Source organism: uncultured Mailhella sp., from assembly GCF_963931295.1.
GTDB lineage: Bacteria > Desulfobacterota > Desulfovibrionia > Desulfovibrionales > Desulfovibrionaceae > Mailhella.
Genome location: NZ_OZ007001.1, coordinates 2,969,431 through 2,993,661 on the forward strand (window position 1 = coordinate 2,969,431; position 24,231 = coordinate 2,993,661).

Genomic DNA, 24,231 nt, shown 5'->3' on the forward strand with positions numbered 1-24,231 from the left:
GAATGCCCTGTGAGGGGAATTCTCCTTGCTGCCCTCTGCAAAAAGCGTTGTTCAAAGAATGCCGGTGAGGTCGGTTTCGCCGCGGGCGGTCATGCGCACCGGGCCGCCCACCCAGACGTCCCATCCGCCGGGGCGGTGTTCCAGACGCACGGAAAGCGTACAGCCGGAAGGCTGAACGATGCGGCAGCGCAGCGTGCCGTGCAGGGCGTGAAATGCGAGCGCCGAGGCCAGAGTGCCGGAGCCGCAGGCGCTTTCATGGCAGAGCGAGCCGGTGGCGCGCACCCAGACGACCGGAAAGAGCTCGGCTTCCTGCTCTTCAAAGAGATTCTGTTCGCATTTCAGCCAGAGATGTCCCACGGCGTCTTCGTCGGCCACGCGGCATATCTTGCGCTGACGCTCACAGAATGCCGGGAGTGCTTCGGGAGAAGGCATGGGACCCGTCTGAATGATGTGGGCGATGCCGGGCACGCGGATGAGCATTGCGTCGTCCATCCGTTCGGGTTCGGGGAGAGAGGGCAGGTGCAGGCAGGCTTCGGCAAAGGGAAGGGCTTTTTCCGGGAACGACACGCGCACGGACACTTCGTCCGGCACGCCGGACACTTCCACGTTGCCGAACATGCCGTCTTCGTCGTGGGCAAGAAGTCCTTTTTCTGCAAGAAGCACGGCAAAGGAGCGCGTGGCGTTGAGGCAGAACTCTCCGCCCATCATGTCCAGTCTCGGCGTTCCTTCAAAGCGGACGTAGCCCACCTGTTCCGCGCCGAGATGCTGTCCGCTCATGACCGCGTTGGCCACCGAAGCCCTTTTTTCAGGCGGAACGTCTTCGGATCGCAGAAGAATGGTGGGATTGCCGCCCGGGGTGATTTTCCAGAACGCATGCATGGTGTGTATCCTTCTTTTCCGCTGAAGAGAATCGTCTCAGGGCGTCCGGTTCGCCTGAGGCCGGTTTCCGAGCGTCTTTGTGGCGCTTCTGTCGGCATTCCGGTCGGAAAAGCGCCGTCTTCGCAATCGTATTTGAAAAAAGGCCGCCATGCACAACGCGCACGGCGGCCTGAAGTTCACCCGGGAAAATTATCGGCAAAGTTTCGAGCGTTGTTTTCAAGCTCGGTTCTGGTCGATGATTCCGCTTCCTGATCGTTTTGCAGAACGATCTGTTCCGGCACCTCTCCCGGGTCGTTGCTGGGGATCAGTGGTGGCATCCGCCGCCACAGGTGCCGGTACCGCAGCTGGAGCAGCCGCAGCCTCCGCCCATGTTGGGCAGGGGAATCTCGGGCGTGACAAGGAAGCCCATGGGACTGGCGTCGACTTTGGCTCCGCCGATCGTGGCCCACAGTTCCTTCGTGGCACAGAAGGTGTAGCCGTCCTGCTCGGTGACGAAATCCCGTTCGTTGGGTTCGTCGAGAGCCAGGCCGATGCGGGGGCCGCTGCATCCGCCGGGGGCGAGATACAGACGAATGGCAGATTTTTCCTTGTCAGCGAAGAAGGCGTCAAGTTCGGTGCGAGCGCTTTCGGTGAGAGTAAACACTGGGATGCTCCGTTGGGTAAGGGTGGTTTATATGGGGAGCCATGCTCCCCGAAACCTCGAAGCGGACGGTTATCAGTGACTGCCGCAGGAGCTGCCGCAGGATCCGCAGCTGCTCCCGCCCTGAAGCGGAATTTCAGGTTCGACGATGAAGCCCATGTAGCTTACGTCGATTTTTACGCCGCCGATGCGTTCAAGCAGCGATTTTTCCAGACAGAACGTGAACCCGTTGACTTCAAAGGCCTTGTCATTGTCGGTAGGCTCATCCAGAGCCAGGGCGAGACGGGGGCCGCTTCAGCCGCCGGGGGCCAGATAGACGCGGATGCCGGCCTTGGGCTTGTCGGCGAAGAACGCCTCAAGTTCCTGACGGGCACCATCGGAAAGATTGATCATAGAACTCTCCAGAAAAGTGGTTTTGGGTAAAAATAGGAACGGTTCTTGACTTTGTCAATGGACGAAAAACGCATTTCCGCGATTTTGTTCCGTGCGTGGCGGTGCAGAACAATCCGGCGTCTCCGGGGAAGTTTCAGGCAAGCGCGGCGCGCAGGCGGGCAAATCCTTCGTCCAGGTCGGCCTTCAGATCTTCCACGTCTTCCAGGCCTACGGCGTAGCGCACAAGCGTGCAGTTGTCCTCGTTCCATACGGGGGCGATGCGGTTGAGCGCCGTGCGCTGGGGATGGCAGTGTTCCACCAGGCTGTCGTAGCCGCCCCAGCTTGCGCCTATGCTGAACATCCTGTACCCGTCGAGCATGGCGGCCACGGCTTTGCGATCCATTTTCGGCAGCGCCACGGAAAAGAGCGAGCCGCCGCCCGTGAAGTCGCGGGCCCACAGCGCGTGTCCGGGATCGTCTTCCAGCGGCGGATAGAGCACCTGCAGAACTTCCGGGCGTTTTTGCAGCCAGCGGGCCAGTTCCAGCGCCTGCGCAAACTGGGTTTCCATGCGCACCTTCATGGTGCGCAGACCGCGCAGGGCCATGTAGCAGTCGTCGGGAGAGGCAATTTCGCCCATCTGCACGCAGAAGGCGCGCATGCGGCGGTACAGTTCTTCCGTGCGGGCCGTGATGACGCCCATCACCAGATCGGAATGTCCGGCAATGAACTTGGTGGCCGCCTCCACGCAGATGTCCACCCCGACGCTGAGCGGCTTGAAATAGAGCGGCCCGGCCCAGGTGTTGTCCATGATGACCACCGCGCCGTGCGCGTGCGCCGCTTCCACGATGGCGGGAATATCCTGCATTTCAAAGGTGAGCGAGCCCGGCGATTCCGTATAGACGACGCGGGTGTTCGCCTTGATGAGCACGTCGATGCCAGAGCCTGCGCGCGGATCGTAAAACGTGGTTTCCACGCCGTAGCGGCGCAGGATGGTGTCGCAGAACATGCGCTGCGGTCCATAGACGCTGTCGGGCATGAGCACGTGATCGCCCGCGCCCACGAAGGCCAGAAGCGACTGCGTGCAGGCGGCAAGCCCGGAACTCGTCACCATGGAGCCTGCGCCTTGTTCCAGTCTGTTGACGGCGTCGCACAGGGCAAAGGCGTTTTCCGTGCCCAGCGCGCCGTAGCAGACGTTGCGGAACTTGGCGTCTCCCGCTTCGTTGGCGTCGAATTCCTCCAGCGTGGGCGACACGATGGTGGAAGCCCGGTGTACCGGCATGTTCACGGGGCCGCCCACGCGAAGGGGCGCGCGTCCGGCATGCACGAGTATGGTGGAGTCCTTCATGTTACTTGGCCTCGGCGGGAGGAGTGATGAGCGGCATGGCCTTGCCTGCGGCGGGTGCCTGTGCGGCTCCGGCGTCCTTCTGCGCCGGAGGCATGACGAGGGGCATGGCGGTTCCCGTGGCGGGCATGGACGCGCGGTCTCCGGCGCCGCGCATGCCTTCCATCATTTTGCTCATGTCGGGCATGGAAGCGGAGCCGCCGTGACCGGCGGAAAAGGCCTGCCATTCTTCAAGGCTGATGCCGCCGTTGCGATCCGCGTCAATGATGTCGAAGGCGTTGCGGCTGAGATTGGGGCGGGCAGTGGAAAGTTCTTCCCAGGTCAGTTTCCCGTCGTGATCGGCGTCCATCTGGCGGAAGCGCTCCGCAGGATCGGAAACGCGGGCGGCCGCGCCGTCTCCGGCGCCGGGCATGGCAAGTGCGGGGGTGACGGAGCAGGAAAGAGCAAGCAGAAGGGCGGCGGCCCCGGAAGAGACAATATTCATAGGATACCTCTGCAAATCGTTGGTGGAAAGGCCGAAACAGGCGAAGCTGCCGGACGCGTGCGCGAAAAAAAGCGTCCCTGGCGTGCGCGGCGCAGGCGTTCGGAGTCCGGCGGATGCGTCGTAAACGTCCCGCCTGTTGCGGCGGCTTTTCGAGTGGCGACAGCATGACACGAGCGGAGGGCGAGCGCAAGTGCGTTTCGCACGGGCGGCCGCCTTGCCATTCCTGCGGTTATGTTACAATATCGGCCCCGGAGGGCTTATGATACGTCCGTTTTGCGACGGTGATACGGAAGACGTTGTGCGTCTTTGGCTGGAAGCTTCCATAGAGGCGCACGACTTTATTCCGCGCGCGTACTGGGAGGCTGCGGCCGAAGACATGCGCACGCTCTATCTTCCCATGAGCGACGAGATCGTGCTGCATGTCGATGACGCCACGGGCAGCATCGACGCCTTTCTGGCCTTTGCGGATACGTTTCTGGCCGCGCTTTTTGTTGCGCCGTCCGCGCAGGGAAAGGGGCTCGGCAGCCGCCTGTTCCGCATTGCGTCCCGCATGCATCCGGGATTCACGCTTTGCGTGTACCGGGACAATGCAAGGGCCGTGTCCTTTTACCGCAGGCGCGGGCTTGTGGTGCTTGAGGAGCGGGTGGAGGAGAGAACCGGATGCGTGGAGCTTGTCATGGGGCCTTCCGAACAGCAGGCGTGAAGCTCGTTTTCGCTTTTCGAGCTTCGGGCGACGGAACCCTGGCCGCTTGGGGCCGCCACAGGAACATCTCAGGAAATCATTCAGGTTTTTAGTATGGAATATAAGTTGGAAGTCGAAGACGGCGGGCTGCGTCGCCTTTCATTCACCTGCCCGGCCGGCGAGGTGCTGTCGGCGTGGAAGAAGGCGGCGCAGCCTTTTTCCGCGAGCTTCCGCATGGCCGGATTCAGACCCGGCAAGGCTCCGCTGGAAGTGGTGGAGAAGCGTTTTTATCAGCAGATATCCGACGCGGCCACCGACGCGCTGGTCGACGCGGCCGTGGACGACGCGCTGCGCCGTGAGACGCTGGCGCCTGCGGCCGGTCTGGTGTACGAGGGCGGCAACGCCGTGCGCGGACGCGATTTTTGTTTCCGCATGGAATGCTGCGTGCTGGAGAACAGGGATGTGCCGGATCTTTCGTCCGTTCATATAAAGGAAGAGGAGCCCCGGGCCGATCCCGTGCAGGAATCGCTGTTTGTGCGGGAGATTCTCGGTCGCGCGGCGGAGAAGATGTCCGTGACGGAGGGGCGTCCGCAGGACGGCGACCTCGTGGAAGTCGAGGTGACGGGAAAGATGGACGGAGAAACGGTGCCCGGGATGCATACGGGAACCTGCCGCATGCGTCTCATGTCGGCAAGGCCGGGAGAGAAGACGCCGGATCTCGATCCCATTGTGCGCGGACTGAGCGTCGGGGAAACGGGTTCCGGCTCTACTCCGTGCCCGGACAATTATCCTGATCCGTCCATGCGCGGCAGGGACATCGAGCTTGTCGTGACGCTGCGCGGCATTGAGCGGGAAACGCTGCCGCCGCTGACGGACGAGGTCGCCCGGTCTCTGGGCTTTCGCGACGCCCGGGTGCTCACGGCGTCCGCCCATGCGCGGGCTCTGGAGATGGACAGGCTGCACAAATTTTCGGAAGGCAGGCGCGCGCTTCAGGCCCGGCTGGAGTCCTGGGAGGGATTCGACGCGCCGGAAGCGCTGGTGCGTCAGTGCCGACGCGAGGCGATGCGGCGATCCCGGCAGTATCTGCAGCGGAAGTTCGAGTCTCCTGAAAAGCTGAAGGAAACGCTGGAGGTCATGAAGAAAGAGGCGGAGCGTCAGGCGCGCGGAAAGGCGCGGGCCCGGGCTCTGCTGCTTCTCTGGGCGGAGCGCGAAGGCGTGAATCTTGCCGGCGATGAGTTTGAAAGAGTGCTTGCCGCGCGTGCGGCCAGGAAGAACATGGACGCGGCCGGGTATCGCCGCAGTCTTGTTCGTACCGGAGAACTGTTTGAGCTGCGTGCCGCCATGCTGGAGGAGCGCGCGCTGAACGAACTGATGAAAAAGGTGTTTCGTCCCTAGAGTCAGAAGGAGCTTTTCATGGAATACAACGTAGAGAAAACGTCTCCCACGTCGGTGAAACTTTCGGTGACCTGCAGCGCCGACGAGGTGAAAAAGGCCTTTGACCGCGCGGCGAAGGCCATAGGCAAGGGCATGAATCTTCCGGGCTTCCGCGTGGGCAAGATTCCGGTGAACGTGCTCAAGAGTCGTTTTTCCTCCCGCGTGGCCGCCGACGCCACGGAGATTCTGGCCGACGACACCATGATGGACATTCTAAAAAAAGAGGGCATTCGTCCGCTTTGTCCTTCGCAGTACCACGGCCAGCCGGCGAAGGACGGGGAAAGCTTTTCGTATTCCTCGTCGTTCGACATCCTGCCCGAGGTGGATCTGCCGGATCTTGAGAAGCTTTCCGTGGTGGTGCCCGATCCCGCGCCTTCGGAAGACGCCCTGAACGCCATGCTGGATCAGGCGCTGCGCCGCGTGGCCACGTATGTGGACATTACCGACCGCAAGCCGCAGGATCATGATCTTTTGACCGTGGACGTGGTCGGCAGCGTGGACGGCAAGGCGCTGCCGGGCATGACGGCGAGCAATTTCCGCATGCAGCTTCTGCCCGTGCAGCCCGGAGGCAAGGTGCCGGAGATGGATCCCATCGTGCGGGCCCTGAACGTGGGCGAGGAAGGACACGGCGTGATGACGTGCCCGGAAAACTATCCTGATCCCGTGATGCGCGGACGCGAAGTGCAGCTCGACGTGGTGCTGCGCCGCATTCAGAAGGAAGAACTGCCCCCGCTCACCGACGAGACGGCGCAGAAGCTCGGCTTCAAGACCTTCGACGAGCTGAAGCAGGAAGTGTGGCAGCAGACCTTTGCCGCGCACATGCGTCAGATTCAGCGCGAGGGTAAGCGTCAGCTCATGGAAGAGCAGCTGAACGGACGCGATTTCCCGCTGCCGGAAAGCCTGGTCATGCGCTTTTTCCGCGAGCATCAGCGCGACGTGGAACATTATCTGAGAAAGCAGCACGCCGATGACGAGACCATTCGGAATACGCTTGCCCATCTGCACGAGGAATCTCTGGCCTTTGCGCGCAAGAAGGCCAAGGGACACACGTTTCTTCTGGCGCTTGCCGAACGCGAAGGCATCCGCGTGACCGGCAAGGAAGCGGAAGACGCCGTGCGTTCCATGACCAGGGGCACGGGGCAGAATTATGAAGATCTGCGCAAGACCATCTGGGAAACCGGCGTCGTCACGGCCATGCAGGAGCGTATGATTGCCGATCGCGCGCTGGATCGACTCTACGGCGCGGCCCGCAAGGTCATGGCCGAATCGCCGGTGCTCAAGCCGTTTTCCGAAGTCAGAAAGGAAAACGCCTGATGCGTTGTGACTGACGAAATAAAAAAGCTGTCGGAGAATTTCCGGCAGCTTTTTTTGTAGATGCGCGCCCTGCGCGGAAGCGCAGGCGATGTTTTGGAGTTTTAGTTCAGCTGACGTATGGTTTTGGCGAGCGCGAGAATGGTGTGGGCGTAGATGTCCATGGCGTTGTAGGAACGCAGCACTCTGGTCTGCTGCGCCACGGTCATGCCTTTTTTCCAGCCGTTTCTTTGCAGATAGTTGCTCAGGCTCGCCACGGCGTCTTCCGCGGTGAAAAGGTTGATTACGCCGTCGCCGTTGCCGTCCAGAGCGTAGCGGGAAATATTGCTGGGCATGAACTGGCACAGGCCGATGGCGCCGTAGATCGAGCCCTTGATCTTGAGAGGATCCAGATTGTTGGCGTAGCAGTAGGCGAGCAGGGCCTTGAGTTCGCGGTAGGCCCAGTCGGCCTTGACTTCCATCTTTTCCCGTATCCACGGCAGATGTTGCTCGGAACCCGGAAGTTTGGCCAGATATTCGGGAATATCGGAAGGATCTCTGGTCACGGACATGCTGGCCAGCATGTAGAAGGCGTTGTGCTTGCCGAGGTAGCCGCCGAGGCGCGTTTCCACAAAGAGCAGAGCCGCCGCCACTTCCGAAGGCACGCCGGAGTTGAGCTCGGCCCGGGCAAAGGCGACGGCGTGCTTGTCCATGAATTCCCGGCAGGCTCTGGCGTTGGCCGTGGTCACCACGCCCTTGAACCAGGGGCCCGGAATGCCGAGCTTGGTTTCAAAGGACTTGCGCGGCCTGGCCTTGGGCTTGGGGAAAAATTTGTTGGAATAGAGTTCCTTGACCTTGACGCCCATGGGCACGGAAGACGGCGGCAGATCGAGTCTGGCGAAAAGCTCGGAGGTGCGGCGCTTGTCCAGACCGTCGTGTTGAAGTCTGGCGGAGAGGCTCTGCCAGTTGTCGAGCTGGCGGTCGTTCATGGAAACGGTCGGACGCATGTCCGCCTGCACGACGGGCCGGGAGTGTCTGGTGGAACAGGCGGAAAGCGAGAGCGCCAGAATTCCGAGAAGAAGGAGAGAAAGTTTGGGTGAACGCATGAACATATCCTTGTTTGCCGGTATGATGACTTGCGTGTGACGGGAGGTCATTAAAGTCGGGCGGACCGGTCGTGTCAAGCCGGAAAAGAAGGGGCGCCGTACTCGGAAAAAGACGGGAAGCGGTGAGAAGCGGGAGGAGAAGAATTGTGCGGAACGCGTTGCCGCAATCGGTCGGCTTCGGCCGTCCATCTTGTCGGAGCGGAGGATTTGCGTTATAGAAAGGGCACTTTTCAGGCTCCCAGCATCAGGATTTTTCATGAAAAAAACAGTCGCCGCCGTCGTTGTCAGTTGCATGATTCTTTTTCTTCCAGCGCCGTGGAAGGCCGGCGCGGTCGTTTCGACACCGGAGGGAGTGAAGACCGCGAGTCCGAGCTGGGAAGACCGCTATGTGAAGGAAGCCCGCATCACCATAGAAAAAGGCGTGATGAGCGTGATGAACGGACTCAGGACGCCCGAGCAGCTTCAGGAGTCCGTGAATTATTTTTGCCGCACGTGGAATGATCACTGGGCTGATTCGCAGCTGTTCATTCTTCAGGACGAGAGGGATATCGACGTGTACGGCAATCTGTATTCCCTGAAGGTGCTGTGTCGGACGTTGAGGCTTGCCGCGAACGACTGGCACGCCGTGGAGCGGAGTTCCCGCTCGGAAGAGACGCTGGAAAAGGCGCTCTGGCTGGAAAAACAGAGTGAACTGCTGGCCTCGCCGGTAGGGGAAATCATATCGCGGCAGAGCTACAGCGACTATCTGCCGAGGCGCGTGGCCATTATGCAGGAACAGTTCCCGTATGTGGATGAATTTTATAAACTTCACTCCTTTCGCTCCGTGCTGCGCTGAGCGTGGGAGAACCAGGGAGACAGCAGTATGAGCACAGGTCTGCACCATGTGGCCATGGCCATTCAGGATAACGACGTGTACGAGCGCACGGTAACGTTTTATCGGGAAGTGCTTGGGCTTCCGATGGTGAGAAGCTGGGTCAATCCGCCGCGCCGCGTCACCATGCTTGACCTGGGGGGCGGCATGCTGGAAATCGTGTACGGCGCAACGGGCTCCGGGGAAGGCGCGTTTTCGCACCTTGCGCTTCGCGTGGAGAGCGCCGCCGAACTCGACGCCCTGCTTGAGCGCTGCGTGAAGGCCGGATGTTCCCTGACCCGTCCGGCGAGAGATGTGGAGGTCGTGCAGGATGACGGCGGAACCTTCCGTTTCCGCAACGGCTTCTGTCAGGGGCTTGCCGGGGAGAGCATTGAGTTTTTCTGCGAATACTGATTCGGCGGAGGAGCGTTGAGTCTTTGACGCGTCTTTAGCGGTGCCTGCCGACGAGCTGCGCGGGGCGGAGCATCTGCCGGGCGTCGCATCGGGAAGAAGATCGTTTCTATTGTTGCCGCACAGATGGTGAGCAGACGAAGCATCGTCGCACATAAAGGGAAAGGCCGCTTCCGAGATACGGAAGCGGCCTTTTGACGGAGCAGTTGTTCTCACTCCGAGCGGGTGAACGTCAGGCGACATGCCGGAGCGTTCGCGCATAGCCGGTGGTCGGAATATCCGTGCCGACCGGTCGAATGTTTGTCAGGCGATGCGCTTGATCCAGCCCTCGGGGGCTTCGATGCGGCCCATCTGGATGCCGGTGAGCGTGTCGTACAGCTTGGTGAGCACGGGGCCCATGGCGTCCATGCCGGAAGGCACGCAGATTTCTTCGCCGTGATTGACGATCTTGCCCACGGGAGAAATGACGGCGGCCGTGCCGCAGAGGCCCACTTCAGCGAAGGAAGGCACTTCCGTCAGAGGCACGACGCGTTCTTCCACTTCCATGTTGAGGTAGTGCTTGGCCACGTAGAGCAGAGAGCGGCGGGTGATGGAAGGCAGAATGCTGTCGCTCTTGGGGGTGACGAGCTTGCCGTCCTTGGTGATGAAGATGAAGTTTGCGCCGCCGGTTTCTTCCACGTTGGTGCGGGTGGCCGGATCAAGATACATGTTTTCGGCGTAGCCCTGACGATGGGCGTCCATGATGGGATGGAGGCTCATGGCGTAGTTCAGACCGGCCTTGATGTTGCCGGTGCCGCGGGGCGCGGCGCGGTCGAAGTCGCTCACGCGGATGGTGATGGGCTTCATGCCGCCCTTGAAGTACGGGCCGACGGGCGTAACCAGAATGCGGAACTGATATTCATCGGCGGGCTTGACGCCGATGACGGCGGAGCTGGCGAACATGTAGGGGCGAATGTAGAGCGTGGCGCCGGAGCCGTAGGGGGGAACCCAGGCAAGGTTGGCATGCACGGTTTTCACCACGGCGTCGACGAAGCGCTCGGTGGGGAACACGGGCATTTCCAGACGACGGCAGGAATCTTCCATGCGCTGACCGTTGAGGTCGGGACGGAAGCAGACCACGTGGCCGTCTTCGGTGGTATAGGCCTTCAGGCCTTCAAAGCAGGACTGAGAGTACTGGAGCACGCCGGCGCATTCAGTAATGACGACCTTGTCGTCGTCGGTAAGCTGACCTTCATCCCACGCGCCGTTCTTGTAGTTGGCCACGAAGCGCTTGTCGGTCTTCATGTAGCTAAAGCTCAGATTGGCCCAGTCCAGATTCTTCTTTTCCATGGTACACATCTCCTGACAGCGTACACGATTTGAAGTTCGTGTATATAGGGCCGGCCTTGCGGTCGGGAGCCTTCATGCCTGCCGGAATGTTCTTTTTGGATTTTCGACAGGAACGCATACACTTTCGGCAAACTCTGGCATTCTCCGGCAGGCTCGTCAAGTCCCGGCGAGGGGGTAATTGCGCATTTTTTGGCGTTTTTTCCGTGGGTATTTGCCTGCCGCAGGGATGACAATCCTGTAAAAAGAAAAAACGGCGGAGTCGGGAAGTCTTGCCGCGCATGGCGAGGCGGACACGGCGGACGCAAAGGTGGCCGAACGCAGAGCGGTTCTTTTTCGTGTCGCGCGATACAGGGATGGGCTGCGCGGACGATGCATCGGGAGAAGCATGCCGGCTGCCGGGCATCGGCGGTGTGCCGGGAGCGCGAACAGGTTTTTCTTGTGCTCCCCCGGGATTCAGGCTATATTAATTTTTACCTGCGCGGTTTTGTCACCTGCCGCGAGGATTCACCTGTAGAAAAGAGGATTCGTTTCCATGTTGAATAAAGTCATGATCATCGGCCATCTCGGCGCTGACCCTGAACTGCGCTATACCCAGAGCGGCTCTCCCGTGACCACGCTGCGTATTGCTACGGATGAATCATATACCGACAGGGACGGCAATCGCGTGGAGCGCACGGAATGGCATCGCGTTGTCGTGTTCCAGCGCGCGGCGGAAAACTGCAATCAGTACCTCCGCAAGGGCAGCCTGGTGTACGTGGAAGGCAAGCTTTCCACCCGCAAGTGGCAGGATCAGAACGGTCAGGACCGCTACACCACGGAAATACGCGCCGACCGCGTGCAGTTCCTTGATCGCCGCAACGGCGGCGCTCCCGCCGACGGCGACAACATGGGCTATGCGCCCCGGCAGTCGGCTCCCCGTCCTGCGCAGTCGTCCCGTCCCGCTCCGCAGCGTCGCGCGCCTCAGCAGCAGCCGCAGCAGGACAGCTATGAAGATCTCGGTCCCGCCTTCCCGTCGGAAGCGAGTACCATGGACGACATTCCCTTTTAGTCGTCGGTTGTGATCCGGCTTGAATCCGGACATCCTTTCTGCAGCGCAGCGCGGCATTGGTCGTGCTGCGTTTTTTTTGCGCCCAAATATCGGACGGCGTTTCTGGCTGACTGATTTGACGGCGAGTCATGGCGTCATGCTTTGGCTGGGGGCGCGTCCGTTGCAAGGCTGCCAGAGGCAAGTATGCGGGTGTTCGGTGCAGGGCAGGACACTCGAAGAATCAACCGGCATTCGGCGCAGACGCGGGTGCAGGAAAAAATATGGAAAACGAGGAGGGCGACGTCTGGGAGAAGAGCAGAGGAGTCCGTCGGCGTGTTGACTGTTCCGAGGGACTTGTTGCAGGCGCGCTGAAGGATGGGGATTTGGCACAGTCGGGAGCGGATCAACGCCGACCTTGCCTGCGTGGCGTCTGCAATGACGGCGATGTCGGGATTTTTTTGCCGCAGGGGCAGGGGAAGAACGCAGCCTGTCGCCGCGCCGCCCGGAAAAGGCCGTTGTGCGGAGAGTGACGATGTCGGGGCGTGCGCGCGGGAGTGGAGAAAGTTCCCGGCATCGGATAAAGAAAAAGCCTCATGCTGCAAAACAGCATGAGGCAGATATTCCAGATGGTGTCACCAACGGGATTCGAACCCGTCTTGGAGGCTTGAGAGGCCTCTGTCCTAACCGGATAGACGATGGTGACCTGTCGTTCGCTCGACGGATGGACTCTATAGGGAGAGTCCTGTCGTGTCAAGCATTATTTTTCGCTTTTGAACCAGGTCTCCAGTTCCGGGGCCTGCAGCAGCAGAGAGGCGATCATGTCGTTGCCCGCGGGGCCGGGATGCACGCCGTCGGAGAGGTCTTTTACATAGTCCAATTTCAGGAGAGGGTGGAAGATGTCCACGAAGGGCACGTTGATGGCGCGGCAGATGGAGGCGTAGGCCGTGCACAGGGCGTCGAGACGCTGACGGTGTTCGTCGTCCGCCACGGGGGGCGCACTGACGAGAGCCGTGCAGCCGTACGTTTTGGCCTTCAGAAGAATTTCGCGGGCGTTGGCGGAGGATTCGCCCACAGGAACATTGGGAGATCCCTTGGGAGCGGCCATGTCCACGGTGCCGAAGCAGAACAGCAGACAGGAAGGCACGCCGTCGATGACTCTTGCCTTGAATTCGGCTTCCCAGCGATCCAGAATCATGCGGCTGGAGTTCTTGCGAACGCCCATATTGTAGAAGGTGTCGGGCGGAAGGCAGAGTCCCGCCTCGGCGGCCTTTTTGGCCAGACGGGCCACCCAGCCGCCCTCAGGGGCGTCGTTCACGCCGAGCGTGACGGAATCGCCGAAGAAATGAAAGATCTTCATGGAACATCCTTTATGGTTGGGAACGTGCGTCTGCAGTGCGGAGCGGCCCTGCGTCCGAAGCGCAGGCCGAGCATGCTGCGAACGGTTTAACTAGCATGTTCCCCGGGCGCTGCCAAGAAGCGCAGACCGGCCTCGCCCCTGCAGGCCGATGCCTGCCGGAAAACGAACGGACTTGAAAAGGGGCTGCCTTGCTGCTACGTTCCTTTTCCCGAAAGAAGACAGAAAAGAGGCAGGAGGCAGCCATGGAAGGCGATAAGAACAAGGATTTGCTGAAAGAACTTGCGGAGTACAGAAGCGGACTTCAGAATCTGCTGGCGTCGGAAGCCGTGAAGGCCGGATTCCTGAAGGATGCCGTGCGCAGCATTCCGGAACTCACGGGGCTGGTGCGCACGTTTTTTGAACACTGCATACGGGAATATCACTCGCTGTACGATCATGTGGAGCCGCTGGCCGTGCTCGGCTCCTGCTGCTTTGCCGGGGCTGCGGCCGCCAATTTGTGGGAAGCTGTAGGAGAAGAGCTGCTCAAGAGCAATCTTTTTGCGCTGCTTTCCCGCGAGCGCGGCATGAAATTTCTTGACGATACGGCGCTGGAGCTTGCCGGCATGCCGGGCGGAACGCCTGCCGGAGACCGGCTGGCGGCGTGCATCAAGGGCAACTGGAGCATCATGGCGCTTGCCACCTGGAGCGGAACGGTCAAGAATCGTCAGCCCGAGGAGGCCATGCTGTTTCTTCAGGCCACGGCGCAGGTGCTGTTCATTCTTGGCGAAGCCGTTGTGCTGGCCGGAAAGGAGAACTGACATGTCGATGTCTCCTTCCATGCTGCTGCGCGCCGGAGTGGACAAGCTGCTGAAAAGCGACGCCGTATTGGGCGCGCTGCGTCGTCAGGCGGGGCGCTATGTGGACGTGCTGGATCTCGGCTGCGCGACTGGCGGCGTGACGGCGCTGGTTCGGCCTCTGGGCTTTGAGGAAGAAGTGTGCATTGTGCTCAGTCGGGCCGAAGTGGATGAGCAGGGCGCGTGGATACGTCCCACGGAGATTTCTGCGGATCGGGAAAGCGTGGACGCGCTGCTCCGGGATTTCGTGCTGGGAAAGACGTTTGCGCTCCCCGCCATGGCAAGACCGTTTGCGGGCATGCTGCGCAAGCTGCTCGGAGACTGAGCGCCGGGCCGGACGCCGTGCGGAGAGTTTTCAGCGCATGCGGCATCCCTCCGGATGACACTCCGAAGCGGCGGAAAGGACGTGTTTTTGATGTCGCGCTCGCTCTGGAGCAGGTGCGCGGCAAGCGCTCTTTTGGGGCAGACGCCGGGCCGGACTCGTCGCGCCCGGGCCGCGGCCTGCGAAGCTATCGGATGACGATGGAGATGGTTCGTCTATTTCTCTGAACGACGTTGCATTCTCCGGGCTTTTCGCTCAGGGGAAAGGTGAGCACGGTGTTGCCGTTGCGCACGTCCGACTGCATGTCCTTGATGAGCGTTGTCTGCGGATGCCGGTTGGAAACGTTCCACAGGCCCTGCATCGTGACTTCATAGCGCAGCGGGTCGGAAAGGAGTTGTCCTTCCGCCGTGAGGGAAGAGCCTTCGCCGGCGATGTCGAGCTGCATGGAGTCTTTTTTCAGCTCCATGGAAGTCCAGGTCTTTTTCGCCCGCGCCGAAGGTGCGGCGTAGCGTGGCGCATCGGCGGAAAGGTTGCCCGGGGCGCTCTTTGCCCGGGGCGCGGGGTTTGCCGGCGCGGCGGGCGTCTGATCGGCGGCCGCGGTCGATGCGGTTTTCGGCGCTGCGGCCTTGGGGGTATTATCCTGAGCCTCTGCGGCTCTGGAGGATGGCGTCTGTTTCTCGGGCGCAGGCGGCGTCAACGTCGATGGCTTCGACGACTCTCCGGCGTTTTTCTTATCCTCCGTTGCCTGAGGCGCAGGTTCCGGCAGAGATGAGGCGGGCAGTCCGCTCATGGCTCCGCTGACGCTGCCTTTCGGCGCATCGACGTCGCACAGGGCTTCGGCGGGATAATCGCAGAAATTTTCCAGACGGATGCGCGAGGCCTCAAGGGAGGCACGCAGCTCGCGATTCTGGCGTTCCAGTCTTTTTCCGTCTTCCCAGGATTGAAAGAACAGCCAGGAGCCGCAGGCCACGGCAAGGACAAGGGCGGCGACGCTTGCTCCGACGAGAGTAATGAAAATCCTGTTCATGATGGGCAGTTCCGGCGTTTTTGCTTGCTTTTTGATGGGGCGGTCGAGAGCGTCTCTCCCTTGCGTCAGGGAAGGTTCTTGTTTCCGGCGTTCCAGTCGGCGGATTCTTCCTGATGCGCCGCCACCTGACGGAGATATTCCCGGGTTTCGGGGAACGGCGGAACGCCGCCGTACTTCTCCACGTTGGCCGGGCCTGCGTTGTAGGCGGCAAGGGCCAGCTCCAGCGAGCCGAACCTGTCGAGCTGACGGCGCAGATAGGCGCTTCCGGCCATGACGTTGGCTTCGGGATCATAGGGATTTTCGAGCCCCAGTTCCTTCTGCGTTTCGGGCATGATCTGCATGGCTCCCCGCGCCCCTTTGGGGGACACAGCGTGCGCCTGAAATGCGGATTCCGTGCGGATGACCGCGGCAATGAGAGCCTCAGGCAGCGAGTAGGCCCGGGCTGCCTTGCGGATGATGCGCTTCCATTCTTCCGGAGCCGTGTACACCCTGCCGCTTTTGAGCGCGTCGGCCAGTTCCGGCGAGATCATGGGTCTCGGCATGGCAAGCAGCCGCGCCGACGGCGAAAGACTGGCCACATCCATGCTGTTGATGAGGAACTCGTGCTCCGTCTTTCGTTCCAGTGCGCTGGTTTCCGTTACGCTGATCTCTTCCGAAAGAATGCGGCCGGCCTGCGCCGGACAGGGCAGGGCAGCGGCGGCGACAAGCGTCCAGAGCGCGCCTGTCAGCGCGGCGCGCAGTCGTGCTTCACATTCGGAGCAATCGTTTTTCGGCACGGGTCAATCCTGTTCGGGCAGGGAGAAATAGACGTCGATGCGGTTGGCGCCGTCTTCCCGGGAGTAGGCCTGATGCGTGGTCACGTTGCGGATGAGGTAGATGCCGAGGCCGCCGATGGGACGGCTTTCCGCATCCAGCGAGATGTCCGGCGAGGGCGCTTCGGCAAAGGGATTGAAGGGTGAGCCCCAGTCTCTGACGGAAAAGCAGAGCATGTCCTCTCCGTCGAAAAACACCTCGCGCAGGGCGATTTCCGCGTTTCCGGTGGTTCCCTCAGGGTAGGCGTAGCTGAACACGTTGACCAGCAGCTCTTCCGTCACGAGTTCCACGTTGAGAAGGGCGGGAAGAAAGCGGGGAGGAATGTTTTCGGAAAGAAAGCTGTTGACGGCGGCAAGCTGTTCCAATCGTGCAGGAACATGAAGCTGTGGCATGAGGCCTCCTGCGGCATGGATGATGGCTGGACTTGCAGAACGCGGCGCGCCGCACATGCGGCGATAGGCGTTCTGTGCGCGATGTTTTGAGAACGAAAACGAGGGCTCAGCGCATGCCGGCTAGGGCTTCGTCGAGGGTGGGATACACCTTGAGAATGGAAGTGAAGCCGGAAAGTTTGAACATGTCCGCCACCATGTTCTGCATGGAGCAGAAGGCCAGCGCCGTGCCCGCGCTCTTGCAGGCCTTGCCCATGGTGAGTATGCCGCGGAGCCCTGCGGAGCTGATGTACTCCAGCCCTTCGAGATCAATGATGATGCGCCCGGAGCCGGACTTCAAGAGCTTCTGGCATTCCTCATTGAATTCGGTCACGGTGGTGGCGTCCATGCGGCCGGAAATCTTGGTGACGGACACGCCGTCCTGAATGGTGGTATTGATCTGCACGGGAAACCTCCGTTGATTACTGATAGCTGAGCAGCAGGCCCTGACTGATTTTCAGCCAGCCGTCAAGTGTGACGAAGAGCAGCAGTTTGAAGGGCAGGGAAATGGTGGTGGGCGAAACCATCATCATGCCCATGGCCAGCAGGATGTTTGAGATGATGAGGTCGATGGCCACGAAGGCCAGATAGAGAACAAAGCCTATCTGAAAGGCCTTGGTGAGTTCGGAAATGGTGAAGGCCGGAATCATGATGAGCAGGTTGTCCTTGCTTATCAGGTTGTGGCGTTCTGCGGGCCAGATGCGCTTGGCCGTGCCCATGAACATGTTGGTGACCTTTTCGTCGGAATTGGCGGCAAGAAAGCGCTTGAGCGGCGGAGAAGCCTGCTCGGCCACGCTCAGCACGTCCGCAAAGCCGGGCTGGGGCGGCAGCGTGATGTTTTTGACGATGTCGGCGGTGTCCATGGCCACGGGAGCCATGATGAACACGCTGAGAATGATGGCGAGCCCGTTCATGACCATGGTCGGCGGCACCTGCTGCACGCCGAGAGCGTTGCGCACGAGCGAGGTGACCACCACGATTTTGACGTAGGAGGTCACCATCATGAGGAAAAAGGGGGCCAGTCCGAGCAGGGACAGACCGGCCATAAGATACAGCGGATTGATGTCGGGCATGGAACGCGTCCGGGCGGCCTTACAGCGTTTCAGTGATCTGCACGCCCAGCGTGCCGTTCATATCGACCAGTCGTCCGCGGGCGACGGCCTTGCCGTTGGCCCGGATGGTGACGGGCGACGAGGGATCGCTTTCCAGCGCAAAGGCGTAGCCGGGAGCCAGCGCTTCCAGGTCGCCTACGGTGATGAGGCGGCGTTCCAGTTCAAAGGTGAGACGGATGTCGATGTCTTTCAGCTCGGTGTTGTCCATGGACGGTTCCGGTTCTTCGGATAAGGGTGTGGAAAGAATGGCCTGACCGTTTTCGACGGAACACACGGCCGTCAGGCTCGCGCCGTTTTTGCGCTGAAGCCGCAGGGTCAGCGTGTCCGGCGCCGTCCAGGCTTCGGGCAGCAGCACGTCTTCCGGGGCCAGCGCGGCGACCTCATCCGGTTTCAGCAGAAGATAGCCCGATTCCAGAGCGACTTCAAGAGGAACGGTCGGCAGGATGTCGCGCAGGGGGCCGCTCTCGCGCACGGGAAGGGTGCGGAGCAGGGCCGAGAGGCGTCCGGCTTCTTCGGCGCGCAGGGGAGAGAGTCGCAGAAACAGCGTCTGTTCGGGCAGACCGTTGCACGCGGAGAGAGAAGCCCTGAGTCCGACGGAGAAGGCCGGAGACGCGCTCGAAGGAAGAAAGGCGGCATCCTGCACGGAGAGCGGTCTGTTCAGCGCGCCGCGCAGGGCCGAGAACAGCGGATGCAGCAGCGATTCGAGCAGCGCCCGGCGCACTTCCTGAGGCAACGTGCGCTCGTCGAAGGCGTCGCCTTCCGAGGCGAAAACGTCGTGACGCAGCAGCGCAGAGGTGTCGTCCGCTTCGAGCAGCCAGGCGTCGCCGTCAATGTCGACAGAGAGCGTGCAGGCGGCAGGGAACGTAGGCGATTCCGGCAGAGGCTCGACAACGATGTCGCCTGAGCCGAACGGCGCACGCCAGGGGCCGGGGCGGAGAATGAGAGCGTTTTGCAGCAGCGCCTTCTCGCGGGCGAGGAAGGGAAGTTTGAAGGAAGGAAGATAGGCTGGTTCCGCCATGGCAGTATTCCGGTTTCAAAAGCGTTGTGTGTTGAACGTTGCGGAGCGCTCCGGCGAAGGGCCGGATTGCCCTGCCGCGCTGAGGGCTTGCCGCGCGGCGATCAGTCGTTGCCGAACGTCGCTTCCATGTAGCCGCGCGAGCGGCGCTTGGCGTCGTTGTCCTCTCTGTCCGCGTCTCTTGTCACGGTGACGCGCACTTCGTTGTTCTCCATGTTTTCCAGCATGGTCTTCAGCGTTCCCTGGGAGGCGACGAGCGTTTGGAACGCCGAGGCGTCGGTGCTGGCGAGCGTGACGGAGAGCATGCCGCCCGCATCGCGCTGGAGAATGACTTCCGTGCCGGGAAGCGTGTGACTTCCCAGGGAAAGCCTTACCTCATGGCCGCCGTTTTCCGGCGTGGAAACAAGAATGCGTTCCACAAGCTGCGCAAGCCCGGCGCCGTCGGCCTCTGCCGGGGCAGGGGCGGGCGAGGCGTTCTGCACCTGTTCCATGCGGCCGGAAAAAAGGCTTTCCAGCGGACTGGTCATGCCGCCGAGAGGCGAGGCGTCGCTTTCGAGGGCGCTTTGGTCGTCGTGTCTGGACTCGCCGCTTTCAAGATCATGCCTGCCGGAGTTTTTTTCTTCCAGCTTTCTCAGAAAGAGATCGGAACTTTCCTTGTCGCAGGGCAGGGGAGTCTGATCGCTGCGGTCGGCGCGGGCGCTTTCCTGCGCGGATGAAGGTTCGGAAAATCGCACATGAAGGTTGCTCATGCTGTACTCCTTGGGAAGTCTCAGGCGTCTTCGCCCTCGGCTTCGGCGCCTTTTCTGGAAATGGGACGGAATTCCTCAAGTTCGAGATCTTCCTGATGTTCCGCCTCCTTTTTGGCTTCCTCTTTCCAGATGTCCTTGTGGGCCTGAATTTTGGAGGTGTTTTTGCTGGCGGTTTTGACGGCTTCCCGGGCGCGGGTCAGCTCGTCGCGGCGCTGCGCTGCGCTTTTTTCGGCGTCGGATACGGCCTGCCTGCGCGCGTCTTCCTCCACGGCCAGAAGCGCAAGGCCCGCCTTGAATGCGTCCAGATCTTCGAGTCTCAGGGCCTTGTTCATGATGGACGCATAACGGCGGTCTTCTTCTGCCTTACGCCACGCGCGGTAGTCTTCCAGCTCCTTTTTTCTGGTTTCCACGGCCTGCTCGGCCTCGCGCAGTCTCTCTTCCGCATTCCGCACCTGGCGCTTGGCGCTTTCCTCGCGGTATTCGCGAACGGTGAGCAGGGCTTCAAGAGGATACGGTTCCACGGTCAGCGCACGGCCTCGAACAGTCCTTCCAGCGTCTGCTCGAAGGTGCTTTTTTCACCGAGGCCCTGCTTGAGAAAGGCGTTCACCCTGTCGATGTGGGCCAGCGCGTCGTCGGCCTCCTTGTCCGCGCCCTTCTTATATTCTCCAATCTGCACCAGCAGTTCCACTTCTGCAAATTTTGCCAGTATCTGACGCAGGCGCTGGGCCGCCTTTTTGTGATCCTTGCTCACGATGGAGTTCATCACGCGGCTTACGCTGGCCAGCACGTCAATGGCCGGGTAGTGGTTGCGCGAGGCGAGCTTGCGCGAAAGAATGATGTGCCCGTCGAGAATGGAGCGCGTTTCGTCGGCAATGGGTTCGGTCATGTCGTCGCCTTCCACGAGCACGGTGTAGAGCGCCGTGATGGAACCCTTGTCGGAATTGCCCGCGCGTTCCATGAGCTTGGGCAGTTCGGAAAACACCGAAGGCGGAAAGCCGCGTCTGGTGGGCGGTTCGCCCGCGGCCAGACCGATTTCGCGCTGGGCGCGTCCGAAACGGGTGACCGAGTCCATCATGAGCAGCACGCTTTTGCCCTGATCGCGGAAATATTCGGCAATGGCCGTGGACGTGTAGGCGGCCTTGAGTCGCTCCATGGAGGAGCGGTCGGAGGTGGAGACCACGAGCACGGCTTTTTTGCGTCCTTCTTCGCCAAGGTCGTTTTCAATGAATTCACGGACTTCTCGGCCGCGTTCGCCGATGAGCGCCAGCACGCACACTTCGGCGGAGCAGCCCTTGATGATGCTGGAGAGCAGCGTGGACTTGCCGCCGCCTGCGGCGGCGAAAATGCCCATGCGCTGCCCTTCGCCGCAGGTGAGCATGCCGTCGATGGCGCGCAGGCCGAGAGTGAGGGGACGACTGATGATTTTTCTGGTCATGGGGTTCGGCGCTTCGGCAAACACGGGATAGTGATGCCGCGTCTTGAGCGCCGGACCGCCGTCGATGGGCTGACCGAGGCCGTCCAGCACGCGGCCGAGCAGTTCCTCGCCCACGGGCACGGAAAGAATTTCTCCCGTGGGAATGACCTCGGTGGCCGGCGACACGCCCTGACAGCTTCCAAGCGGCGAGAGCAGCGCCACGTTGCGCACGAAGCCCACCACCTCGGCCTTGAGCGTGAAGTCTTCCCACGGATTGCGGAGAATGCACAGCTCTCCCACCTTCACCCCGGGCACGACGGCCCGGATGATGGTGCCTATCACCTGCTCCACGCGGCCGCGCACGTCCACGGGGGTGGTTGTCTGCACCGCTTCTTCGAGAAGCGCTCCGATGTATTCAAAGGCCATGGTCACTCCGCGCGTTACTGACGTATCTTGCTGTGAAAGGCGTTTTCGAGTGCCTTCAGCTGGGTTTCAAGGCTGGCGTCCACCACGCCGAGCTCGCTTTCCAGAATGCAGGAGTCGCGGGGGAGACGGGCGTCGGCCACAATGGTGAGAAAGGCCGTGCCGGAAGAACCTGCAGTCATGGCGGCCAGGGCCTGCGTTACGGCTTCCTCGTCGGCGGGAGCCACGCGCACGGTCACCCGCTGCTGACCGCGCACCGTGTTCAGCGCGTTGCGCACGATGCGCACGATGCGCTCCTTGTCGTCCATTTCTCCGATGATCTTGCGGATGGCCTGATTGACCACGCTGACCAGCGTGTCTTCGATGCCTTCAATGAACTCCACGGAACTCAGGATGGTTTCCATCATTTTTTCCGCGTGTTCCATTTTTCCTTCTTCTATGCCGTCGCGGTATCCCTCTTCTTTTTTCTGCGCATAGGCCTCTTCGGCCTTTTTCTGCATGAGGGCGGACTTGTCCCGGGCGGCGGCAAGCAGAGCGTCGGCCTCAAGAAAAAGGCCGTACTCCTCCGCCTTGATGATTTTCGAGCCCGCGGCGGGGCGCACGGAGTCTTCGCCTAATCGAAACATGGAGCCCATTGCGGCGCGACCTCCCTGAGAAGAAGTTTTTTCATGGTGAACCACAGCGCCGTGCGCTGTTCCCGGCGAAGAGACGGAACAAAGGCCGCGTCGTCCATGCCTTTGGGAGCGGAGAAGCAGGACGGAGCTAGGGCGCGCAGCTCTTCCGGCCAGCCTTCGCCGACAAGCGCGGGCAAGGCGCGGGCCAGCAGGTCGATTCTTTCGGCCAGAGCGCCGAACGAGGCCGGAACAAGAAGCGGAGCGCGCAGCCCGGAAACCTGATAGCGGCCTCTTTTCAGCGCGTAGGTCACAACGTCCGCACCGAGACGGCGGCGCAGTTCCAGCACCTGCGTCCTGGCAATGACCCGCGAAAGTTCCTCGGCATGCACGGCGGCGCTGAAAAAGAGACAGAGCCTCTCCACGGTGTCTGCGCCGATCAGCGCCATTCTGCGGGATTCCTCGTAAAAATTCCAGTAGCCCTGCACAGGCTGATCGGGCAGAGGCCAGGCGCGGCGAAATTCCGGGCGGCTCCAGAGTCCGGCCCAGGGCTCGCCGAGTTCAGCAAGCTCCGGCGGAAGAGCCGCGGCGAAAGGCTTGTTGAACGAGAGCACGGCCTTGAACAGCTGTGGTTTTCGTTCAATGATTTCAGCGAGAAACCGGTAATCCATGGATTACTGTGCCCTGTTTTTGTTTCGGCGCGCGTACATGATGGCCGCGCCCGCCAGACCGATGCAGGCGAGCGCCAGCAGTCCGGCAACTCCGGCGGCGATATAGAACTTGCGATTGTCGGTTTCGGCGGCGCTTTGATCTGGCATGGGCACGCTTACGGTTTCTCGCACGGGAACCAGCATGACGGAAACCTTGTCCTGCATGAGGCCGGGAACGGCGTTGGCGGCCAGTTCCCGGATGTAGGGAATAAGTCTTGTGGCCTGAGATTCCGGCGTGTGCCGCAGGAACACGGCGGCGCTCGGCGGGGTGACGTTGCCGGTGCCGAGGTCGGTCTGACCGAGCACCACGTGAACTCTTGCAGTGAGCACGCCGTCGATGCGGGAGAGGGTGTCGGCGAGCTCCTGGGAGAGCGCGTAGGCCAGTCTGGCCTGTTCCTCGGTGGTGGAGGAAATCATGCCCTGGGCGGAAAAGACCTGTCCCAGACTCTGGAAGTCCTCGCGGGGGAGACTGTTTTCCCGCAGGATTTCCAGCGCCTGCACGATCTGCTTTTCTTCCACGGCAATGCTGAAATCGCTTTTGGCGGCCACCTTTTCCGCGGAAATGCCGTGTCGCAGCAGCACGGAAAGCATGGTGTTGGCCTGATTCTCGCTCAGCCCCTGGTAGATTTCGGTTTTGCATCCCGCAAGCAGAAGGACGGCCAGAACGCAGACAAGGCAGAGGGCCCGGCGGAGGGCGGAACAACAATGAGAACGGAAGAACAACATGGCATTTCCTTGTCAGGACTGGTTGCGCAGCAGAGAATCGAGGCCCTGCGAGGCCTTCTGGGCAACTTGGGATCCGGTGTCGAGCTCGTGGCGGAGCATGGCCACCTGAAACTGCAGACGGTAGAGTTCCGTGGGACTCGGCAGCGGCGTTTCGGCGGGAGTGGCCGCGGTGCTTTTCCCGGAAACGTCGCTCACGACATCGATATCGGGAGAAACTTCCTCCCGGGGCAGGGACGTTGCCTGCGTTTCGGCGGCCTGCCCGGAACGCAGCGCGTTTTCGGCGGACGCCTCGGGCTGGTCCATGAGCCTTTCAAAGGCGCGGGCCAGAGAGTCCGGAACGGGAGACGGACCGGAACTGATCAGTCCTTCCCCCTGGGAGACTCCCATGCGCTCAAGCGCCTCCAGCAGGCGGCTGGAAGAGGCAACAGAAACGGCGTCCATGAGCTGTCCTTAGAAAAATGGCGCGTCAGGCGGCGTCCATGTTTTCCAGAAGCGAGCGGGCCAGCTCGGCGTTTTGTCCTCCGTTTTCGGCCAGAGGACTGAGCACGGCCCTGGCTTCTTCCTTTTTGTCGGCGAGGCAGAGGCACAGACCGAGCACGGCCCTGGCGTCGGCGTCGTCGGGGTGTTCGGAAAGAACGCCGTCGCAAAGCAGCTTTTCGGCCTCATCATATTCTCCGATGACGATATGGCTGAGCGCCTGTCCGATGAGCGCCGGAACATGACCGGGACGGACGGCGAGAACACCGTCGTAGATGGCGCGGGCCTGAAGCACCAGACCTTTGTGGCAGCCGGCGTTGGCAATGTCGAGCAGGCGGGTTATCTGGGACTCGGTAAGCATGACGACT

The 24,231-nt window shown here is 61.3% G+C and carries 30 protein-coding genes and 1 tRNA gene; 8 read left to right on the top strand and 23 right to left on the bottom strand.

Annotation, left to right across the window (positions count from 1 at the left end; genetic code table 11):
* Positions 1-51: 51 nt before the first annotated feature.
* The 5 genes from ABGT79_RS12590 to ABGT79_RS12610 all read right to left on the bottom strand — a co-directional run bounded on the left by ABGT79_RS12590 (position 52) and on the right by ABGT79_RS12610 (position 3,717).
* Positions 52-879, bottom strand: coding sequence for a hypothetical protein (locus ABGT79_RS12590; RefSeq protein ID WP_346666464.1), 828 nt, complete (start codon positions 877-879; stop codon positions 52-54).
* Positions 880-1,183: 304 nt separating this feature from the next.
* Positions 1,184-1,522 (bottom strand): IscA/HesB family protein, encoded by a 339-nt coding sequence (locus ABGT79_RS12595; RefSeq protein WP_346666465.1) that lies wholly within the window; start codon positions 1,520-1,522, stop codon positions 1,184-1,186.
* Between the two features lie 72 nt (positions 1,523-1,594).
* The gene (locus ABGT79_RS12600) at positions 1,595-1,912 is read right to left on the bottom strand and encodes an IscA/HesB family protein (protein WP_346666466.1); all 318 of its coding nucleotides are present in this window, start codon (positions 1,910-1,912) and stop codon (positions 1,595-1,597) included.
* Positions 1,913-2,045: 133 nt separating this feature from the next.
* Positions 2,046-3,236, bottom strand: coding sequence for a cystathionine beta-lyase (gene metC, locus ABGT79_RS12605; protein WP_346666467.1), 1,191 nt, complete (start codon positions 3,234-3,236; stop codon positions 2,046-2,048).
* A gap of 1 nt (position 3,237) precedes the next feature.
* Positions 3,238-3,717 carry an EF-hand domain-containing protein gene (locus ABGT79_RS12610; RefSeq protein ID WP_346666468.1) on the bottom strand — a complete coding sequence of 160 codons (480 nt, stop codon included), beginning with the start codon at positions 3,715-3,717 and terminating at the stop codon, positions 3,238-3,240.
* A 259-nt stretch (positions 3,718-3,976) separates the two neighbouring features.
* Here ABGT79_RS12610 and ABGT79_RS12615 point away from each other — a divergent pair, with 259 nt between their 5' ends.
* From ABGT79_RS12615 to tig, 3 genes are all read left to right on the top strand, one after another.
* Complete coding sequence (locus tag ABGT79_RS12615; RefSeq protein ID WP_346666469.1) at positions 3,977-4,420, top strand: GNAT family N-acetyltransferase; 444 nt, start codon at positions 3,977-3,979, stop codon at positions 4,418-4,420.
* 93 nt (positions 4,421-4,513) lie between these two features.
* Positions 4,514-5,794, top strand: a complete 1,281-nt coding sequence (locus ABGT79_RS12620) for a trigger factor (RefSeq protein WP_346666470.1) — start codon at positions 4,514-4,516, stop codon at positions 5,792-5,794.
* Positions 5,795-5,812: 18 nt separating this feature from the next.
* Positions 5,813-7,147, top strand: coding sequence for a trigger factor (gene tig / locus ABGT79_RS12625; protein WP_346666471.1), 1,335 nt, complete (start codon positions 5,813-5,815; stop codon positions 7,145-7,147).
* Between the two features lie 101 nt (positions 7,148-7,248).
* Here tig and ABGT79_RS12630 read toward each other — a convergent pair whose 3' ends face one another.
* Positions 7,249-8,229, bottom strand: coding sequence for a lytic murein transglycosylase (locus ABGT79_RS12630; protein ID WP_346666472.1), 981 nt, complete (start codon positions 8,227-8,229; stop codon positions 7,249-7,251).
* 292 nt (positions 8,230-8,521) lie between these two features.
* Here ABGT79_RS12630 and ABGT79_RS12635 point away from each other — a divergent pair, with 292 nt between their 5' ends.
* Both ABGT79_RS12635 and ABGT79_RS12640 read left to right on the top strand, forming a co-directional pair.
* The gene (locus tag ABGT79_RS12635) at positions 8,522-9,064 is read left to right on the top strand and encodes a hypothetical protein (RefSeq protein ID WP_346666473.1); all 543 of its coding nucleotides are present in this window, start codon (positions 8,522-8,524) and stop codon (positions 9,062-9,064) included.
* Positions 9,065-9,091: 27 nt separating this feature from the next.
* Positions 9,092-9,493: a VOC family protein gene (locus tag ABGT79_RS12640; RefSeq protein WP_346666474.1), complete on the top strand. Its 402-nt coding sequence runs from the start codon at positions 9,092-9,094 to the stop codon at positions 9,491-9,493.
* Positions 9,494-9,793: 300 nt separating this feature from the next.
* Here the strand turns inward: ABGT79_RS12640 and ABGT79_RS12645 are convergent, their stop codons facing one another.
* Positions 9,794-10,828, bottom strand: coding sequence for a branched-chain amino acid aminotransferase (locus ABGT79_RS12645; protein WP_346666475.1), 1,035 nt, complete (start codon positions 10,826-10,828; stop codon positions 9,794-9,796).
* Between the two features lie 523 nt (positions 10,829-11,351).
* On the opposite strand from ABGT79_RS12645, the gene ABGT79_RS12650 reads away from it, so the two are divergent.
* Positions 11,352-11,867, top strand: a complete 516-nt coding sequence (locus tag ABGT79_RS12650; protein WP_346666476.1) for a single-stranded DNA-binding protein — start codon at positions 11,352-11,354, stop codon at positions 11,865-11,867.
* Positions 11,868-12,473: 606 nt separating this feature from the next.
* On the opposite strand, the gene ABGT79_RS12655 is transcribed toward ABGT79_RS12650, so the two are convergent.
* Both ABGT79_RS12655 and ABGT79_RS12660 read right to left on the bottom strand, forming a co-directional pair.
* Positions 12,474-12,549 (bottom strand) — tRNA-Glu (locus ABGT79_RS12655).
* 54 nt (positions 12,550-12,603) lie between these two features.
* Positions 12,604-13,203 (bottom strand): GDSL-type esterase/lipase family protein, encoded by a 600-nt coding sequence (locus ABGT79_RS12660; RefSeq protein WP_346666477.1) that lies wholly within the window; start codon positions 13,201-13,203, stop codon positions 12,604-12,606.
* Between the two features lie 242 nt (positions 13,204-13,445).
* Between ABGT79_RS12660 and ABGT79_RS12665 the strand changes: the two genes are divergently transcribed.
* Positions 13,446-14,000, top strand: a complete 555-nt coding sequence (locus tag ABGT79_RS12665; RefSeq protein ID WP_346666478.1) for a hypothetical protein — start codon at positions 13,446-13,448, stop codon at positions 13,998-14,000.
* A 1-nt stretch (position 14,001) separates the two neighbouring features.
* Positions 14,002-14,361 (top strand): hypothetical protein, encoded by a 360-nt coding sequence (locus tag ABGT79_RS12670; protein ID WP_346666479.1) that lies wholly within the window; start codon positions 14,002-14,004, stop codon positions 14,359-14,361.
* Between the two features lie 184 nt (positions 14,362-14,545).
* On the opposite strand, the gene ABGT79_RS12675 is transcribed toward ABGT79_RS12670, so the two are convergent.
* The 14 genes from ABGT79_RS12675 to ABGT79_RS12740 form a co-directional block, all read right to left on the bottom strand.
* Positions 14,546-15,385, bottom strand: a complete 840-nt coding sequence (locus ABGT79_RS12675) for a hypothetical protein (protein WP_346666480.1) — start codon at positions 15,383-15,385, stop codon at positions 14,546-14,548.
* A gap of 65 nt (positions 15,386-15,450) precedes the next feature.
* Positions 15,451-16,161: a lytic transglycosylase domain-containing protein gene (locus ABGT79_RS12680; RefSeq protein WP_346666481.1), complete on the bottom strand. Its 711-nt coding sequence runs from the start codon at positions 16,159-16,161 to the stop codon at positions 15,451-15,453.
* Positions 16,162-16,164: 3 nt separating this feature from the next.
* Positions 16,165-16,590: an ATP-binding protein gene (locus ABGT79_RS12685; RefSeq protein ID WP_294486008.1), complete on the bottom strand. Its 426-nt coding sequence runs from the start codon at positions 16,588-16,590 to the stop codon at positions 16,165-16,167.
* Positions 16,591-16,696: 106 nt separating this feature from the next.
* The gene (locus ABGT79_RS12690) at positions 16,697-17,032 is read right to left on the bottom strand and encodes an STAS domain-containing protein (RefSeq protein ID WP_294486011.1); all 336 of its coding nucleotides are present in this window, start codon (positions 17,030-17,032) and stop codon (positions 16,697-16,699) included.
* A gap of 16 nt (positions 17,033-17,048) precedes the next feature.
* On the bottom strand, positions 17,049-17,699 hold the full coding sequence (gene sctR, locus ABGT79_RS12695) for a type III secretion system export apparatus subunit SctR (RefSeq protein WP_346666482.1): 651 nt from the start codon (positions 17,697-17,699) through the stop codon (positions 17,049-17,051).
* Between the two features lie 19 nt (positions 17,700-17,718).
* Positions 17,719-18,756 (bottom strand): type III secretion system cytoplasmic ring protein SctQ, encoded by a 1,038-nt coding sequence (gene sctQ / locus ABGT79_RS12700; protein ID WP_346666483.1) that lies wholly within the window; start codon positions 18,754-18,756, stop codon positions 17,719-17,721.
* A 101-nt stretch (positions 18,757-18,857) separates the two neighbouring features.
* The gene (locus ABGT79_RS12705) at positions 18,858-19,502 is read right to left on the bottom strand and encodes a type III secretion HpaP family protein (protein WP_346666484.1); all 645 of its coding nucleotides are present in this window, start codon (positions 19,500-19,502) and stop codon (positions 18,858-18,860) included.
* Positions 19,503-19,522: 20 nt separating this feature from the next.
* On the bottom strand, positions 19,523-20,023 hold the full coding sequence (locus ABGT79_RS12710) for a type III secretion protein (protein WP_346666485.1): 501 nt from the start codon (positions 20,021-20,023) through the stop codon (positions 19,523-19,525).
* A gap of 2 nt (positions 20,024-20,025) precedes the next feature.
* A complete protein-coding gene (gene sctN / locus ABGT79_RS12715; protein ID WP_346666486.1) occupies positions 20,026-21,342 on the bottom strand; it encodes a type III secretion system ATPase SctN in 1,317 nt (438 codons plus the stop codon).
* A gap of 14 nt (positions 21,343-21,356) precedes the next feature.
* A complete protein-coding gene (locus ABGT79_RS12720; RefSeq protein WP_346666487.1) occupies positions 21,357-21,965 on the bottom strand; it encodes an HrpE/YscL family type III secretion apparatus protein in 609 nt (202 codons plus the stop codon).
* The gene (locus ABGT79_RS12725; RefSeq protein WP_346666488.1) at positions 21,953-22,621 is read right to left on the bottom strand and encodes a hypothetical protein; all 669 of its coding nucleotides are present in this window, start codon (positions 22,619-22,621) and stop codon (positions 21,953-21,955) included. Before ABGT79_RS12725 ends, ABGT79_RS12720 begins: the two co-directional genes overlap by 13 nt.
* A 3-nt stretch (positions 22,622-22,624) precedes the next feature.
* Entirely contained in the window at positions 22,625-23,386 is a 762-nt protein-coding gene (gene sctJ / locus ABGT79_RS12730; RefSeq protein WP_346666489.1) for a type III secretion system inner membrane ring lipoprotein SctJ, read from the bottom strand.
* 12 nt (positions 23,387-23,398) lie between these two features.
* On the bottom strand, positions 23,399-23,827 hold the full coding sequence (locus tag ABGT79_RS12735) for a hypothetical protein (RefSeq protein ID WP_346666490.1): 429 nt from the start codon (positions 23,825-23,827) through the stop codon (positions 23,399-23,401).
* A 25-nt stretch (positions 23,828-23,852) separates the two neighbouring features.
* Positions 23,853-24,224 carry a tetratricopeptide repeat protein gene (locus tag ABGT79_RS12740; protein WP_346666491.1) on the bottom strand — a complete coding sequence of 124 codons (372 nt, stop codon included), beginning with the start codon at positions 24,222-24,224 and terminating at the stop codon, positions 23,853-23,855.
* Positions 24,225-24,231: the final 7 nt, after the last annotated feature.

Coding starts and splice junctions, on each gene's coding strand:
- ABGT79_RS12675 (WP_346666480.1), bottom strand. CDS start 15,385: ATGAACAGGATTTTCATTACTCTCGTCGGAGCAAGCGTCGCCGCCCTT.
- ABGT79_RS12645 (WP_346666475.1), bottom strand. CDS start 10,828: ATGTGTACCATGGAAAAGAAGAATCTGGACTGGGCCAATCTGAGCTTT.
- ABGT79_RS12705 (WP_346666484.1), bottom strand. CDS start 19,502: ATGAGCAACCTTCATGTGCGATTTTCCGAACCTTCATCCGCGCAGGAA.
- sctQ (WP_346666483.1), bottom strand. CDS start 18,756: ATGGCGGAACCAGCCTATCTTCCTTCCTTCAAACTTCCCTTCCTCGCC.
- tig (WP_346666471.1), top strand. CDS start 5,813: ATGGAATACAACGTAGAGAAAACGTCTCCCACGTCGGTGAAACTTTCG.
- ABGT79_RS12650 (WP_346666476.1), top strand. CDS start 11,352: ATGTTGAATAAAGTCATGATCATCGGCCATCTCGGCGCTGACCCTGAA.
- ABGT79_RS12615 (WP_346666469.1), top strand. CDS start 3,977: ATGATACGTCCGTTTTGCGACGGTGATACGGAAGACGTTGTGCGTCTT.
- sctJ (WP_346666489.1), bottom strand. CDS start 23,386: ATGTTGTTCTTCCGTTCTCATTGTTGTTCCGCCCTCCGCCGGGCCCTC.
- ABGT79_RS12740 (WP_346666491.1), bottom strand. CDS start 24,224: ATGCTTACCGAGTCCCAGATAACCCGCCTGCTCGACATTGCCAACGCC.
- ABGT79_RS12685 (WP_294486008.1), bottom strand. CDS start 16,590: ATGCCACAGCTTCATGTTCCTGCACGATTGGAACAGCTTGCCGCCGTC.
- ABGT79_RS12610 (WP_346666468.1), bottom strand. CDS start 3,717: ATGAATATTGTCTCTTCCGGGGCCGCCGCCCTTCTGCTTGCTCTTTCC.
- ABGT79_RS12725 (WP_346666488.1), bottom strand. CDS start 22,621: ATGGATTACCGGTTTCTCGCTGAAATCATTGAACGAAAACCACAGCTG.
- ABGT79_RS12660 (WP_346666477.1), bottom strand. CDS start 13,203: ATGAAGATCTTTCATTTCTTCGGCGATTCCGTCACGCTCGGCGTGAAC.
- ABGT79_RS12670 (WP_346666479.1), top strand. CDS start 14,002: ATGTCGATGTCTCCTTCCATGCTGCTGCGCGCCGGAGTGGACAAGCTG.
- sctR (WP_346666482.1), bottom strand. CDS start 17,699: ATGCCCGACATCAATCCGCTGTATCTTATGGCCGGTCTGTCCCTGCTC.
- ABGT79_RS12630 (WP_346666472.1), bottom strand. CDS start 8,229: ATGCGTTCACCCAAACTTTCTCTCCTTCTTCTCGGAATTCTGGCGCTC.
- ABGT79_RS12640 (WP_346666474.1), top strand. CDS start 9,092: ATGAGCACAGGTCTGCACCATGTGGCCATGGCCATTCAGGATAACGAC.
- ABGT79_RS12720 (WP_346666487.1), bottom strand. CDS start 21,965: ATGTTTCGATTAGGCGAAGACTCCGTGCGCCCCGCCGCGGGCTCGAAA.
- ABGT79_RS12590 (WP_346666464.1), bottom strand. CDS start 879: ATGCATGCGTTCTGGAAAATCACCCCGGGCGGCAATCCCACCATTCTT.
- ABGT79_RS12665 (WP_346666478.1), top strand. CDS start 13,446: ATGGAAGGCGATAAGAACAAGGATTTGCTGAAAGAACTTGCGGAGTAC.
- sctN (WP_346666486.1), bottom strand. CDS start 21,342: ATGGCCTTTGAATACATCGGAGCGCTTCTCGAAGAAGCGGTGCAGACA.
- ABGT79_RS12620 (WP_346666470.1), top strand. CDS start 4,514: ATGGAATATAAGTTGGAAGTCGAAGACGGCGGGCTGCGTCGCCTTTCA.
- ABGT79_RS12635 (WP_346666473.1), top strand. CDS start 8,522: ATGATTCTTTTTCTTCCAGCGCCGTGGAAGGCCGGCGCGGTCGTTTCG.
- metC (WP_346666467.1), bottom strand. CDS start 3,236: ATGAAGGACTCCACCATACTCGTGCATGCCGGACGCGCGCCCCTTCGC.
- ABGT79_RS12735 (WP_346666490.1), bottom strand. CDS start 23,827: ATGGACGCCGTTTCTGTTGCCTCTTCCAGCCGCCTGCTGGAGGCGCTT.